Genomic DNA, 12,756 nt, shown 5'->3' on the forward strand with positions numbered 1-12,756 from the left:
GAAAAGCGAAGGCCGCGGGAAACCGCGGCCTTCCTGCATTCGGCGATGCCGGGTTACGACCGCGATGCTGCAGGTCAGAGCCACTTCGCGCGACGCAAGGTCGCATAGAGGCCACTGCAGACCAGGATGGTCACGCCGATCATTATCCAGTAGCTGTAGCGCCCGCCGAGTTCCGGCATATGCACGAAGTTCATGCCGTACCAGCTGGCGATCAGCGTCGGCGCGGCGAGCAACCCGGCCCAGCCGGCCAGGCGCTTGACGATCTCGCCCTGGGCGACGGTCACCAGCGCCAGGTTCACCGACATCGCCGCCGTCAGCATCTCGCGCAGGGTGTCGGTGGCGTCGTTGACGCGCAGCGTGTGGTCGAACACGTCGCGGAAGTACAGGCGCATTTCCTCGCCGACCAGGGCGGTGTGCACGCGCGTGAGCTGGCCGGTGATGTCCTGCATCGGAGCGACCGCCAGGCGCATGCGCGTCAGGTCGCGCTTGAGCTGGTAGAGCTTGGCCACCGTTTCGCGGCGGAAGGACTCGGCGAAGATGTCCTGTTCGAGGGCGTTGAGCTGCTCGCGGAACTCGTCGACGATCGGCATGAAGTTATCGACGATGAAGTCGAGTACCGCGTACAGGCCGTAACTGGGACCGACCGCCATGAGCTCGGGCTCGCGCTCGCAGCGCGCCCGGACCGGTGCGTACGACAGCGACGAACCATGTCGCACCGTCACCAGGTAGCGCGGTCCGACGAAGATATGCGTCTCGCCGAACGAGAGCTTGCCGTCGACGACCTGCGCGGTGTGCGCGGCGATGAACAGCGATTGTCCGTAGGCTTCGATCTTGGGTCGCTGGTGCGCGTTGTGCGCGTCCTCGACGGCCAGGTCGTGCAGGCCGAATTCTTCCTGCAGCTTGTCGAGCAGCGACTCTTCGGGTTCGTACAGGCCGACCCAGACGAAGCTGCCGTCGTCCACGGCGAGCACGTCGCTGATGGCGTCGAGCGTGATGTCGCGGCGCGAACCGTCGCGGCCGTAGGCGACGCAATTGATGACGCAGGCCGGTGTGATCGGGGCGAGGGGAGTGTTCATGCCGCGATCATCGGCGAGCGGCCTGCGCTCGGCAAGCGCTCAAGGCGCCGGCTGCGGTTTCGGATCGAAGCTGCGTGCCAGCGCCAGGTGCAGGGGCAGGAGCAGCAATACCCATTCGACGTTTTCCTGCGGCCGGAAAGGCAGGAACTTCAGGAAGCCGGCGATCGCGGCACTGCCTGCGACCAACCACAGCAGTGTGGCGAAATGCTTGCCGGGCCGGCGGCCCCGGGCGATCGACCAGCCACCGCGCAGCGGGAGCAGGCAAAGCGGGCTCAGGAGGAGCAGGTTTTCGTTGCCCCAGGCGAAACGATGCTGGCTGCCGAGCCAGAGGAAGAGCATCGTGCCTCCCAGCAGCGCGCACAGCGTCCAGAACGGCAGCGCGATCGCCGCCAATACGCGCGGCCGACGCCGGCCCAGCCACATCGCCGACACCGCCAGCACCATGCCGATGAACAATGCGGGGAGACGCCAGCGCGGCAGTTCGCTCGGCGGCAGGGAAAGCCGGTGCGGAACCACGACCGTTTCCTGCGCGACCAACGGTCGACCGTCGGCACGCCTGAGTTCGCGCAGGGCGTCGCGCAGGCGCATCGGGATGAAGGCTTCCTGCCAGCGCGATAGGGGGGCGTCGGCCGCGCCGGAAAGTCCGACATGGAAGCCGAAGGCCATCCACGGGGCCGGCCAGGCCAAGCGCACCGCTTCGCTGCGGTAGGTGTTGCCCTCGGAACGACCGGAGAGATGGCGCTTGAGCATGCCGCCCAAGCCTTCATCGAGACGATCGCGCACGCGGGTGGAACAGTTCGACAGGAAATAGTCGTAGGTGTAGCGGGCGTTTTCCGGTCGCGCGTTCAACGCCAGCGCGGCGGCGATCGACTCGGCCTGTGCAGGGTCGAGATCGAGCCACTGCAGGGTGACGCCGCGCCCGACGAGGCGGTAGTTCTCGACATCTTCCTCGAACGGAATCGCCACCAGCTGGTAGCGCATCCGCCCGCGTACGAAATTCCCGACGAAGTCCGGCTCGGACATGTCGAAGTAGCCGTAGTTGTACGAGGTCGCCGCGCGCGTGGCGGGGTCGACCACGACGATGGCGTTGTGGCCGAAGCGTTCCCAGAACTCCTCGCCCGGCTCCATCGTCATGACGCCGATGCGCGGCGCGACGACGGGTGCGAGCGAGACGGCGCAGGCGGCCGTGGCGATCAGCCACAGGCATAGCCCCAGGACGAAGCGCCGCATCACTCCGGCGCGTGCACGCTGACGACGAAGGAATGCACGCGGCGTGCGTCCGCCCGGCCGACCCGGAAATGGAATCGGTCCATGCTCAGTTCCTCGCCGGCTTCAGGCAGGTGGCCGATGGCGGAAGTTATCAGGCCGCCGATCGTGTCGTATTCGTCGTCGGGGAAATCGGCGCGGAACTGCTCGTTGAAATCGCCGATGGGGGTCAGCGCATCCACGACGAATTGGCCATCGGCCTGCGCCGCGATCATTTTCGCCTCGTCGGCTTCGTCGTGTTCGTCGTCAATTTCGCCGACGATCTGTTCGAGTACGTCCTCGATCGTGACCAGACCGGCAACGCCACCGTGTTCGTCGACGACGATGGCCATGTGGTTGCGCGAAAGCCGGAACTCCTTCAGCAGCACGTTCAGGCGCTTGGATTCGGGAATCAGCACCGCTGGCCGCAGCAGCTCGCGGACTTGGCCGGGTCCGCCATCGGCGACGATGCCGCGCAGCAGATCCTTCGCCAGCAACACCCCGAGGATGTCATCCTTGTCCTCGCCGTGCACCGGGAAGCGCGAATGGCCCGATTCGACCACCAACTTCATCAGGTCGAGGAAGGCGGCGTCGACCGGTAGCGAGACCATTTGGGCCCGCGGGATCATGATGTCGTCGACCTGCCGCTCGGACACGGCCAGCGCGCCTTCGAGCATCTTCAGGGTATCGCTGCCCACCAGGCCATTGGCCTGGGCATCGCGCAGGATCTCGACCAGATCCTCCCGGTTCTGCGGTTCTCCCGAGAAGGCCTGACTCAGCCGTTCCAGCCAGGAACGGCGTTCATGCGGGGGGCTACTGTCGGGCTCGTCGGACATGGAAACGGGTGATGCGCCGGGGGCGGCGGAAGGGAAAGTCTAGCAAACCGCCGAAATCGGCAGGTTTCAGCTTTCGTAATACGGGTCGGCGAAGCCCAAGCCGGCCAGGATTTCCCGCTCGATCTGCTCCATGGCCTCGGCCTCGCGCTCGTCCTCGTGGTCCAGGCCGAGCAAGTGCAGAACCCCGTGGATCGTCAGGTGGGCGTAGTGCGCAGCCAGCGCCTTGCCCTGTTCGCGGGCCTCGCGGGCGACGACCGGTGCGCAGATCACCAGGTCGCCGAGCAGGGGCAGGGTCACGCCCTCGGGCAGGTCGGCCGGGAAGCTGAGGACATTGGTCGCGTAATCCTTGTCCCGGTAATGCCGGTTGAGCGAACGCCCGACCTTGGCGTCGACCAGGCGGATGCCCAAGTCGGCGCGGCGGATGCGGCCCGTGCAGGCGGCGGCCACCCAGCGGCGGAAGCTGGCGGCGGCGGGCACGCCCTTGCGCGGCAGTCCGTAACTGACGCTGACATCGAGCTGGATGGGGCCGCGCGTCATGCCTTCTCGTTACCGTCGTCACGGGCGTCGCGCCGATCATACGCCTGCACGATCTTCGCCACGAGCGGATGGCGCACGACATCGCGCGCATCGAAGAAGGTGAAGGAAATGCCCTTGACGTCCTTCAGCACCTCGATCGCGTCCTTCAGGCCGGACTTCTGGTGTTTCGGCAGGTCGATCTGCGTCATGTCGCCGGTGACGACGGCGGTCGAACCGTAGCCGATGCGCGTCAGGAACATCTTCATCTGTTCGATGCTGGTGTTCTGCGCTTCGTCGAGGATGACGTAGGCATCGTTGAGCGTGCGGCCGCGCATGTAGGCCAGCGGCGCGATCTCGATGACATTGCGTTCGAGCAGCTTGGCCACTTTCTCGACGCCGAGCATTTCGTACAGCGCGTCGTACAGCGGGCGCAGGTAGGGATCGACCTTCTGCGACAGATCGCCGGGCAGGAAGCCGAGTTTCTCGCCGGCCTCGACCGCCGGCCGCACCAGCAGCAACCGCTGCACGCGGCCTTCGTTCAAGGCATCGACCGCCATCGCGACCGCGAGATAGGTCTTGCCGGTGCCGGCCGGGCCGACGCCGAAATTGATGTCGTGCGTGGCGATCGCGTGCAGGTAACGCGCCTGGTTGGCGCCACGGCCGCGCACGCTGCCGCGCTTGACCTTGATCGAGACTTCCTGCGGCACGATCTCGTCGGCGCTGCCGAGGCGTTCGACGTTCGCTTCGCTCAAGCGCAGGTGGATGCGTTGCGGGTCGAGCACTTCGCTGGCGGCATCGGCGTACAGGGCCTGCAACAGGCGCTCGGCGGCGATCGCGGCATGCTCCTCGCCGCTGACGCGAAAGACGTTGCCGCGATTGGCGATCTGCACGCCCAGGCGGGACTCGATCTGGCGCAGGTGCTCGTCGAACGGGCCGTTGAGGTTGGCCAGGCGATCGCCGTCCTGCGGTTCGAGCACGAAGTCGCGTTGCGCTGCGGTCATGGGCGTTCGCTCGTCGTCGAAGCGATCATCAACGGTGCGGCGGCGGGGCCGGGTCGCGGTCGACGAACGCGGCCGCGACGAGGAATCCGACCGAGACCAGTTCGAGCGCGGTCTGGAAGAAGCCGAAGGCGGTGAAGAAAACGGTATTGCCGGAATAGCCGCCGGAAGCCGCCGACTGCGCCAGCCACCATTGCAGGCCGATGCCGGCGGCGACCTGAACGATCCCCGCGACCAGCGCGATGGCGACGTACAGCGAGACGGTCGGATGCTTCGCCTGGCGCTGGAAGGCGAGCACCAAGCCGCCGACGAGCAGGGCGAGCAGGAGCAACCGACCGATGTTCTGCCAGCAACAGTTCGAACAGACCCAACGATGCCATGGCATTGCTCCCTTGCTTGGGGTTCAGGCGGCGACGCCGTCCTCGTCGCCGATGGCGAGTCGGCCACGCAACGAATTGCTCATCGCATGCGTTATCAGCACGTCGACGAACTGCCCGGCCAGTCGCCGGTGGCCGGCAAAGTTCACGTAACGCATGTTCTCGCAGCGGCCGGTCATCTCGTTGGCGTCCTTCTTGCTCGGGCCTTCGACCAGCACGCGCTGCACGCTGCCGACCATCGCCTCGGAGATGTGCCGGGCGTTGGCGTTGATGGCGGCCTGCAGGCGCGACAGGCGTTCGTGCTTCACCGCCGCGGGCGTGTCGTCGTCCAGGCTGGCCGCCGGCGTGCCGGGACGGCGCGAGTAGATGAAGGAGAAACTCTGGTCGAAGCCGACGTCATCGATCAGCTTCATCGTCGCTTCGAAATCGCGCTCGGTTTCGCCCGGGAAGCCGACGATGAAGTCCGAGCTGATGCAAATGCCCGGCTTGGCTTCGCGCAGCTTGCGGATCTTGGCCTTGAACTCCAGCGCGGTGTGGTTGCGCTTCATCGCGGTCAGGATGCGGTCCGAACCCGATTGCACCGGTAGATGGAGGAAATTGGCCAGCTTGTCGACATCGCGGTGCGCCTCGATCAGCGAGTCGCTGAATTCGAGCGGATGCGAGGTGGTGTAGCGGATGCGGCCGATGCCCTCGATCTCGGCAATGGCGCGGATCAGCAACGCGAGGTCGGCGATTTCTTCCGAGTCGCCGATCGTTCCGCGATAGGCATTGACGTTCTGGCCGAGCAGGTTGATTTCGCGTACGCCTTGTTCCGCCAGTTGCGCCACTTCCAGCAGCACGTCGTCGAACGGACGCGAGACCTCCTCGCCGCGCGTATAGGGCACGACGCAGAACGAGCAGTACTTGCTGCAGCCTTCCATGATCGAGACGAAGGCGGTCGGGCCTTCGGCGCGCGGTTCCGGCAGGCGATCGAACTTCTCGACTTCCGGGAAGCTGATGTCCACCTGCGGCTTGCCGGTTTCGCGGCGCGCATCGATCAGGTCGGGCAGGCGATGCAGGGTTTGCGGACCGAAGACCAGATCCACGAAGGGCGCGCGCTTGAGCAGCGCGTCGCCCTCCTGCGAGGCCACGCAGCCGCCCACGCCGATCACCAGGTGCGGTTTGTCCTGCTTGAGCAGGCGCCAGCGGCCGAGCTGACTGAAGACCTTTTCCTGTGCCTTTTCCCGGATCGAGCAGGTATTGACCAGAATGACGTCGGCCTGCGACTCGTCGTCGGTCAGCTCCAGGCCATGCTCGGCGGCGAGCAGGTCGGCCATGCGGGCGGAGTCGTACTCGTTCATCTGACAGCCGTGCGTCTTGATGAAGAGTTTTCCGGACGGCGGCATGCCGGTGGCGGGGGAGATAGGCTGGCTCATGGGCTGGCTCCGGGGGAGGACGGCGTTTATTCCGGTCCGCGGGGCGGTCATTGTAGGCCCAGGCGGGAGATCGGGCCATTCATTTCGCGCCTAAGCGCTTGGATTTCCAAAAAAAAGGGCGGACACTCCGCGCCATGGGGCGATTGCATTTCTTGATCTGGCTGGGCTTGGCGTTTGCGGGGCCTGCAACGGCGGGCGGCCTGTACCGCTGTGTCGGCACGGACGGCATACCGAACTACAGCAGCAAGCGGGTGCCCGGCGCGCAGTGCAAGCTGATCGCCACCACGCCTTCCCCGGCGCCCAAGCGCAGCGAGCCGGCCGCCGCTGAGACAACGGCGACCGCGTCGAACCCGGCGCCGGTCCAGGCGGCGTCCAGGGCAAGCGATCCGAAAGCGCCGGACCAGGTCAAGACCGCCGGCTTCACGCCGCGATTCCTGCGCATGGCGCATTCCACGATCTACTCCTACACCGACGCCAACGGCGTGCGCAATTTCAGCAATCGCCGGCCCAAGGGCGCCAGCAACGTCAGCGTCAGCCGGATCGAATACGCGATCTTTTCGCAGCCCAGCTGTTACGCCTGCGCCGTCCTGCCGGGCACGAATTTCGGACGCGTCACGCTCAATACGACCGCTTTCAGCGGCGAGATCCGCAGCGCCGCCCTGCAGTACGGCGTCGAAGAAGCGGTAGTCCGGGCGATCATCCATGCCGAATCGGCCTTCCGACCGCACGTGGTGTCGCCGAAGAATGCCCAGGGCCTGATGCAGCTGATCCCGGCGACGGCCTCGCGCTTCGGCGTCAGCGATCCCTTCGATCCGGGCCAGAACATCCGCGGCGGCGTGCAGTACCTGGCCTGGCTGATGAAGCGTTACCGCTCGGACCTGACGCTGGTCGCCGCAGCCTATAACGCGGGCGAAGGTGCGGTGGATCGTTACAACGGCGTGCCGCCCTACAACGAGACGCGCCGTTATGTCGAGCGCGTGGGCCAACTCGCCCAACGCTACCGCGAAGCGCCCGCCACGCCCTGACCGGGCCGGCGCCGCCCGTGGCCGGACGAGCCGCTCCGTTGTCGCCCGCCGGGCGCGCCGCTACAATTGCGCGTTGATTTTGCCGGGCATGCCTTTGCCCGTCTCAGGGAATTCACAGTTAAGTCTTCGGAGAGCCGAATGGCCAACGATGAGGTCAACCCGGGTCGCCGCCGCTTCCTGACCACTACGACCGCCGTGGTCGGTGCGGTCGGTGTTGGCTTCGCGGCCGTTCCGTTCGTCACGTCATGGAAACCCAGTGCCCGCGCCCAGGTGGCCGGCGCACCGGTGGAAGTGGACATCAGCAAGCTCGAGCCGGGCATGCGCATCATCCAGCAGTGGCGCGGCAAGCCGGTCTGGATCTTCAAGCGCACCCCCGAGCAGCTGTCGGCCCTGCAAGCCCTGGATGGCCGCCTGCGCGATCCGAAGTCGGACAACGCCGACCAGACGCCGGGCTTCGCCAAGAACGAAGGCCGTTCGATCAAGCCGGAGATCGCCGTGCTCGTCGGTATCTGCACGCACCTCGGTTGCTCGCCGCTGTACGTGCCCGAGCTCGTGCCGCAGGCCTATGACGCCGAGTGGAAGGGCGGCTTCTACTGCCCCTGCCACCAGTCGCGCTTCGATCTCGCCGGCCGCGTGTTCCAGGGCGTGCCCGCGCCTTCGAACCTGGAAGTGCCGCCTTACCATTTCATCGACGACAACCACATCATGGTCGGCGTCGCGCCTGAGGGGGCCGCCTGATGAACGCCATCGACCGTGCCGTCAACGGCGTGATGGGGTGGTTCAACGACCGCGCCCCGGGGTTCATGCCCTTCTACAAGAAGCACATGACGGAGTACTACGCTCCGAAGAACTTCAACCTCTGGTACTACTTCGGTTCGCTGGCGATGGTCGTGCTGGCCAACCAGATCGTCACCGGCATCTTCCTGACGATGCATTACAAGCCGGATGCGTCCTTGACGGCGGCTGGCATCCCGCGCGCGTTCGAGAGCGTCGAATACATCATGCGCGACGTGGCGGGCGGCAACCTGATCCGCTACATGCACTCGACCGGCGCCTCGCTGTTCTTCGTCGTCGTCTACCTGCACATGTTCCGCGGCCTGATCTACGGCTCGTACCAGAAGCCGCGCGAACTGGTCTGGGTGATCGGCATGCTGATCTTCCTTACGCTGATGGCCGAGGCCTTCATGGGCTACGTGCTGCCGTGGGGCCAGATGAGCTACTGGGGCGCGCAGGTGATCATCAACCTGTTCGGCGCCATCCCGTTGATCGGCGGCGACCTGACCGAATGGATCCGCGGCGACTACCTGGTCTCCGACGCCACGCTCAACCGATTCTTCGCCCTGCACGTCATCGCCCTGCCGCTGGTCATCCTGCTGCTGGTGGTCCTGCACCTGGGCGCGCTGCACGAAGTCGGCTCGAACAACCCGGATGGCGTGGACATCAAGAAGAAGAAGGATCCGGTCACCAAGATCCCGCTCGACGGCATCGCTTTCCATCCGTATTACACGATCGGCAAGGATCTGTTCGGCGTCGGCTTCTTCCTGACGACTGCCGCCTTCATCATGTTCTTCGCGCCGACTTTCGGTGGCCTGTTCCTCGAGCACGACAACTTCGTGCCGGCCAACCCGCTGGTCACGCCAGAGCACATCAAGCCGGTCTGGTACTTCACGCCCTACTACGCGATGTTGCGCGCGGTTCCCGACAAACTACTCGGCGTCATCACGATGGGCGCGGCGACGATGATCCTGTTCGGCCTGCCCTGGTTCGACCGCAGCCCGGTGAAGTCGATCCGTTATCGCCCGATGCTGCACAAGATGCTGATCGCGCTGTTCTGCGTCGCCTTCCTGACCCTGGGTTACCTCGGCATGCAGGCGGGCAGCACGGCCCAGACTTGGCTGGCGCGCGGCCTGACGCTGTTCTACTTCGGTTTCTTCATCTTCATGCCGTTCTGGAGCCGCATGGGCTCGTTCAAGACGGTGCCTGAGCGGGTGACCATGCATGATTAAGTCCAGACTGTTCGCACTCGCCCTGCTGCTCGCGCCCGCGCTGGCTGCCGCCTCCGGCGGCGAGTCGGCGATGGAGTCCTCGCAGATCGACCTCACCGACAAGGCCTCGCTGCAGCGCGGCGCCAGCCTCTACATGAGCTATTGCTCGGGCTGCCACGCGCTGGGCTTCCACCGTTATTCGCGCACGGCCGAGGACCTCGGTCTGACGAAAGAGCAGGTGGAGCAGAACCTGATCTATGGGGACGCCAAGATCGGCGAGAACATCCGCACCGGCGTGAACGCCGACGACGGCCTGGCCTGGTTCGGCAAGGCGCCGCCGGACCTGAGCGTGATCGCCCGTGCCAAGGCGCAGGGACCGGACTGGGTCTACAACTACCTCAAGAGCTTCTACATCGACGAATCCCGCCCGTTGGGCTGGAACAACACCGTTTTCCCGGGCGCGTCGATGCCGCATGTGCTGTGGGAGCTGCAGGGCATCCAGCATCCGGTGACCGAGGCCAAGCACAAGAACGCCGCGGGTGAAGACGAGGCCTGCCACAAGGGCGAATACCAGGGCCGCTGCATCACTGGGTTCGAGATTCCGGTGAAGGGCCGCCAGACCCCTGAGGAATTCGACCGGACGGCGCGCGACATCACGGCCTTCCTGGCGTACGTGGGCGAGCCCGGCGCGGTGAAGCGCGAATCGGTCGGCGTCTGGGCCGTTCTGTTCCTGGCTTTCTTCACTTTCCTGGCCTATCTGGTCAAGGTGGAGTACTGGCGCGACGTGCACTGAGGCGAGTTCCGTCACGTTTTGCCGAAAAGGCCGCCTTGGGGCGGCCTTTTTGCTGGCTCCAGGTCTTGCGAAAAAACGGCGGGCCGGGCAGGTTTACGGTTGGATGACCGCCGGCAGGGGCCGGCGGCAGCCCGATCGAGGATTCGCCGATGGCCGCAAGTCCGCGGATGCGCAACGCCCTGACCCTGTTCTCCGCACCGGATTGCGTGGTCTGCCACCGGGTCCGGCTGGTCCTGGCGGCCAAGGGCGTGAGCTACGAGCTGGTGCCGGTCGATCCGGCCAAGCCGCCGGAAGATCTGCTCGATCTCAATCCCTACCATTCCGTGCCGACCCTGGTCGATCGCGATCTGGTGCTCTATTCCGCGTCCGTCGTCAGCGAGTATCTGGACGAACGTTATCCCCATCCCCCGCTGATGCCGGTCGATCCGCTGTCGCGGGCGCGCCTGCGCCTGGCGATGCTGCAGATCGAGAAGAACTGGGTCCCGCAGGTGCAGGCCATCCAGAGCGGAAACAAGGTGCAGGCCGAAGCGGGAAGGAAGGCGTTGCGGGAGCTGCTGCTCGGCTCGCTGCCCTTGTTCAAGGCCGCGAAGTTCTTCCTTAACCCGGAAATGAGCTTGGCCGACTGCGCGATGGCTCCGATCATCTATCGCCTGCCTTCCCTCGGCGTCGTGCTGCCGAAGGAAGCCAAGCTGATCGAGGACTACGGCATGCGCATCTTCCGCAATCCGGGCTTCGCGCGCAGCCTCACGCCGGAAGAAAGGCAGTTGCGCGATCTGCCGGCATGAGCGACGCGCAGGCCATGACCTCGAATCGCCCGTACTTGTTGCGGGCGTTGTACGAGTGGATCGCCGACAACGGCATGACGCCTTATTTGTTGGTCGATGCCAGCGTCGAGGGCGTGCAGGTTCCCGCGGCGGCCATCAAGGAAGGACGCGTGGTGTTGAACATCGCGGCGCGCGCCGTCGCGCAGCTCGATCTCGGCAATCGCGAAGTGCGATTCCTGGCGCGCTTCGGCGGCGTCAGCCAGACGGTTTCCGTGCCCATCGTGGCGGTGCTGGCCATTTATGCCCAGGAAACAGGGCAGGGCATGATGCTGCCTGAGGATGGCGGCGTGATGCCGGAAGACGCTGCGGACGACACGCCGACGCCTCCGGGCGACGGCCCCAAGCGCGGCGGCCACCTGCGCATCGTCAAGTAGCCGGGCCGGTTCTGGTCGCCGTTCCGGCTCTCAAGCGTCCGGACCCACCAGCGCCGAAAGCCGCAATCCCAGCAAGGTGACGAGTCCGGCCTGGCGGTCGTCACCGCCATGCGAATACTCGAAGCGGTACTGCCGTTCCCAGGCCAGCCAGCCGGACTCGCCGCGGCGCAAACGCAGGCGAACCAGGTGGACGTTCTGGTCCAGCCACTGAACGCCCGCCCGCGCGCAGGATTGCCGGCCGAGGTCGGCGGCGCGTTCGGCCGCGCGTCGCCCGGAAGTCCAGAAAACAGCCGCCGGACCGACCAATAGCATCAGTAAAATGAGTTCTGGCATGCCCCAAGTCTGGGGGTGGGACGCATCGTCAGCAAGGCTGCCCCTTGCCGTGGTCCTGCGATTCATCGTTAGATACGCGGCAGCGCGAAGACGCGGAGGATGAATGAAGCTGGTATTTCCGAATGGCGAACACAGTCAGGTGCTGCTGAATCTGGGGGCGAACCGGATCGGCTCCGCGCCGGAGGGTGCCGTCGTTCTGACGCTTCCCGACATCAAGCCCGTGCACTGCGAGATCCATGTCACGCAGGCAGGCGCGAACTTGCAGGTTCCCGCCGGCGGCGGACCGGTGACGGTCAACAACAAGCCCGTCACCGACCTGATGGCCCTGCGCAGCGGCGATACGATCGGCATCGGCGCCGTGGTCGCGAAGTTCGCCATCGTCGAAGCGGCGAAGCGTTCCAGCGCGGCGCCTGTCGCTGGCCCGGACGAAGACTCCGGCGCGACGCGCGTGCGTGCGGCGATCCCCAAGTACCTGTTGCGCGGCGTTTCCGGCGCTGTCTTCAGCAAGATGTATCCGGTATCGGGACCGACCGTCATCGGCCGTGCGGCCGAATGCGATATTCCTGTCGCTGCCGACGAAATTTCCCGTCGCCATGCCTTGGTCAAGCCGACGCCGGATGGCGTGTCGGTCGAAGACCTCGGTTCATCCAACGGCACCTACATCAACGGCAAGCGCGTGCAGCAGGGATTCCTCAATCCTGGCGATGAACTGCGGCTCGACGCGGTGCGCTTCGTGCTCGTGGCGCCGGGCATCGAGATGGGCGCTGCCCAGGCGACGAAGCAGACGGCGAACCTCGCCGCGACGCCGAGGGCATCCGGCGGCGGTCAGGGCGCGATGATGAAGTGGGCCTTGATCATGATCACGATCGCCGCGCTCATCATGATCGGGCTGATGGTCTTGCGCGGCTGATACGCCGCCACCGGCGAGATACGGACGGCGGCCGTGGATTTCCCGGCTG

General features: G+C 65.7%; 15 protein-coding genes. 7 read left to right on the top strand and 8 right to left on the bottom strand.

The features are described from left to right. Positions 1-74: 74 nt before the first annotated feature. The 7 genes from corA to miaB all read right to left on the bottom strand — a co-directional run bounded on the left by corA (position 75) and on the right by miaB (position 6,514). Positions 75-1,076 (bottom strand): magnesium/cobalt transporter CorA, encoded by a 1,002-nt coding sequence (corA, locus tag QM707_RS03800; protein ID WP_415000536.1) that lies wholly within the window; start codon positions 1,074-1,076, stop codon positions 75-77. A gap of 39 nt (positions 1,077-1,115) precedes the next feature. After that, the gene (locus tag QM707_RS03805) at positions 1,116-2,306 is read right to left on the bottom strand and encodes a DUF4105 domain-containing protein (protein WP_415000537.1); all 1,191 of its coding nucleotides are present in this window, start codon (positions 2,304-2,306) and stop codon (positions 1,116-1,118) included. Next, a complete protein-coding gene (locus tag QM707_RS03810) occupies positions 2,306-3,157 on the bottom strand; it encodes an HlyC/CorC family transporter (protein ID WP_415000538.1) in 852 nt (283 codons plus the stop codon). Before QM707_RS03810 ends, QM707_RS03805 begins: the two co-directional genes overlap by 1 nt. A gap of 66 nt (positions 3,158-3,223) precedes the next feature. Then, positions 3,224-3,694, bottom strand: a complete 471-nt coding sequence (gene ybeY, locus QM707_RS03815) for an rRNA maturation RNase YbeY (protein ID WP_415000539.1) — start codon at positions 3,692-3,694, stop codon at positions 3,224-3,226. Next, on the bottom strand, positions 3,691-4,674 hold the full coding sequence (locus tag QM707_RS03820) for a PhoH family protein (RefSeq protein WP_415000540.1): 984 nt from the start codon (positions 4,672-4,674) through the stop codon (positions 3,691-3,693). Before QM707_RS03820 ends, ybeY begins: the two co-directional genes overlap by 4 nt. A gap of 28 nt (positions 4,675-4,702) precedes the next feature. Continuing rightward, the gene (locus tag QM707_RS03825; RefSeq protein WP_415000541.1) at positions 4,703-5,056 is read right to left on the bottom strand and encodes a hypothetical protein; all 354 of its coding nucleotides are present in this window, start codon (positions 5,054-5,056) and stop codon (positions 4,703-4,705) included. 18 nt (positions 5,057-5,074) lie between these two features. Continuing rightward, positions 5,075-6,514: a tRNA (N6-isopentenyl adenosine(37)-C2)-methylthiotransferase MiaB gene (gene miaB / locus QM707_RS03830; RefSeq protein ID WP_415000542.1), complete on the bottom strand. Its 1,440-nt coding sequence runs from the start codon at positions 6,512-6,514 to the stop codon at positions 5,075-5,077. 83 nt (positions 6,515-6,597) lie between these two features. Between miaB and QM707_RS03835 the strand changes: the two genes are divergently transcribed. The 6 genes from QM707_RS03835 to QM707_RS03860 all read left to right on the top strand — a co-directional run bounded on the left by QM707_RS03835 (position 6,598) and on the right by QM707_RS03860 (position 11,464). Beyond that, the gene (locus QM707_RS03835; protein WP_415000543.1) at positions 6,598-7,488 is read left to right on the top strand and encodes a transglycosylase SLT domain-containing protein; all 891 of its coding nucleotides are present in this window, start codon (positions 6,598-6,600) and stop codon (positions 7,486-7,488) included. Between the two features lie 138 nt (positions 7,489-7,626). Beyond that, a complete protein-coding gene (gene petA, locus QM707_RS03840) occupies positions 7,627-8,226 on the top strand; it encodes a ubiquinol-cytochrome c reductase iron-sulfur subunit (RefSeq protein ID WP_415000544.1) in 600 nt (199 codons plus the stop codon). Next, positions 8,223-9,494: a cytochrome b gene (locus QM707_RS03845; RefSeq protein ID WP_415000649.1), complete on the top strand. Its 1,272-nt coding sequence runs from the start codon at positions 8,223-8,225 to the stop codon at positions 9,492-9,494. The genes petA and QM707_RS03845 overlap by 4 nt, the downstream gene beginning before the upstream one ends. Continuing rightward, a complete protein-coding gene (locus QM707_RS03850) occupies positions 9,487-10,266 on the top strand; it encodes a cytochrome c1 (protein WP_415000545.1) in 780 nt (259 codons plus the stop codon). The genes QM707_RS03845 and QM707_RS03850 overlap by 8 nt, the downstream gene beginning before the upstream one ends. A 149-nt stretch (positions 10,267-10,415) precedes the next feature. Then, a complete protein-coding gene (locus tag QM707_RS03855; RefSeq protein WP_415000546.1) occupies positions 10,416-11,051 on the top strand; it encodes a glutathione S-transferase N-terminal domain-containing protein in 636 nt (211 codons plus the stop codon). Then, positions 11,048-11,464: a ClpXP protease specificity-enhancing factor gene (locus QM707_RS03860; RefSeq protein ID WP_415000547.1), complete on the top strand. Its 417-nt coding sequence runs from the start codon at positions 11,048-11,050 to the stop codon at positions 11,462-11,464. The genes QM707_RS03855 and QM707_RS03860 overlap by 4 nt, the downstream gene beginning before the upstream one ends. Before the next feature lie 30 nt (positions 11,465-11,494). Here the strand turns inward: QM707_RS03860 and QM707_RS03865 are convergent, their stop codons facing one another. Next, positions 11,495-11,797: a DUF3301 domain-containing protein gene (locus tag QM707_RS03865; RefSeq protein WP_415000548.1), complete on the bottom strand. Its 303-nt coding sequence runs from the start codon at positions 11,795-11,797 to the stop codon at positions 11,495-11,497. A 103-nt stretch (positions 11,798-11,900) separates the two neighbouring features. On the opposite strand from QM707_RS03865, the gene QM707_RS03870 reads away from it, so the two are divergent. Further along, positions 11,901-12,707, top strand: a complete 807-nt coding sequence (locus tag QM707_RS03870) for an FHA domain-containing protein (protein ID WP_415000549.1) — start codon at positions 11,901-11,903, stop codon at positions 12,705-12,707. The last annotated feature ends 49 nt before the right edge of the window (positions 12,708-12,756 follow it).

It is taken from the genome of Arenimonas sp. (genome assembly GCF_047602345.1).
Classification (GTDB): domain Bacteria; phylum Pseudomonadota; class Gammaproteobacteria; order Xanthomonadales; family Xanthomonadaceae; genus Arenimonas.

Bases quoted from the DNA above. Each gene is read 5' to 3' on its own strand.
- corA (WP_415000536.1), bottom strand. From the start codon at position 1,076: ATGAACACTCCCCTCGCCCCGATCACACCGGCCTGCGTCATCAATTGC.
- QM707_RS03805 (WP_415000537.1), bottom strand. From the start codon at position 2,306: ATGCGGCGCTTCGTCCTGGGGCTATGCCTGTGGCTGATCGCCACGGCC.
- QM707_RS03810 (WP_415000538.1), bottom strand. From the start codon at position 3,157: ATGTCCGACGAGCCCGACAGTAGCCCCCCGCATGAACGCCGTTCCTGG.
- ybeY (WP_415000539.1), bottom strand. From the start codon at position 3,694: ATGACGCGCGGCCCCATCCAGCTCGATGTCAGCGTCAGTTACGGACTG.
- QM707_RS03820 (WP_415000540.1), bottom strand. From the start codon at position 4,674: ATGACCGCAGCGCAACGCGACTTCGTGCTCGAACCGCAGGACGGCGAT.
- QM707_RS03825 (WP_415000541.1), bottom strand. From the start codon at position 5,056: ATGCCATGGCATCGTTGGGTCTGTTCGAACTGTTGCTGGCAGAACATC.
- miaB (WP_415000542.1), bottom strand. From the start codon at position 6,514: ATGACCGCCCCGCGGACCGGAATAAACGCCGTCCTCCCCCGGAGCCAG.
- QM707_RS03835 (WP_415000543.1), top strand. From the start codon at position 6,598: ATGGGGCGATTGCATTTCTTGATCTGGCTGGGCTTGGCGTTTGCGGGG.
- petA (WP_415000544.1), top strand. From the start codon at position 7,627: ATGGCCAACGATGAGGTCAACCCGGGTCGCCGCCGCTTCCTGACCACT.
- QM707_RS03850 (WP_415000545.1), top strand. From the start codon at position 9,487: ATGATTAAGTCCAGACTGTTCGCACTCGCCCTGCTGCTCGCGCCCGCG.
- QM707_RS03855 (WP_415000546.1), top strand. From the start codon at position 10,416: ATGGCCGCAAGTCCGCGGATGCGCAACGCCCTGACCCTGTTCTCCGCA.
- QM707_RS03860 (WP_415000547.1), top strand. From the start codon at position 11,048: ATGAGCGACGCGCAGGCCATGACCTCGAATCGCCCGTACTTGTTGCGG.
- QM707_RS03865 (WP_415000548.1), bottom strand. From the start codon at position 11,797: ATGCCAGAACTCATTTTACTGATGCTATTGGTCGGTCCGGCGGCTGTT.
- QM707_RS03870 (WP_415000549.1), top strand. From the start codon at position 11,901: ATGAAGCTGGTATTTCCGAATGGCGAACACAGTCAGGTGCTGCTGAAT.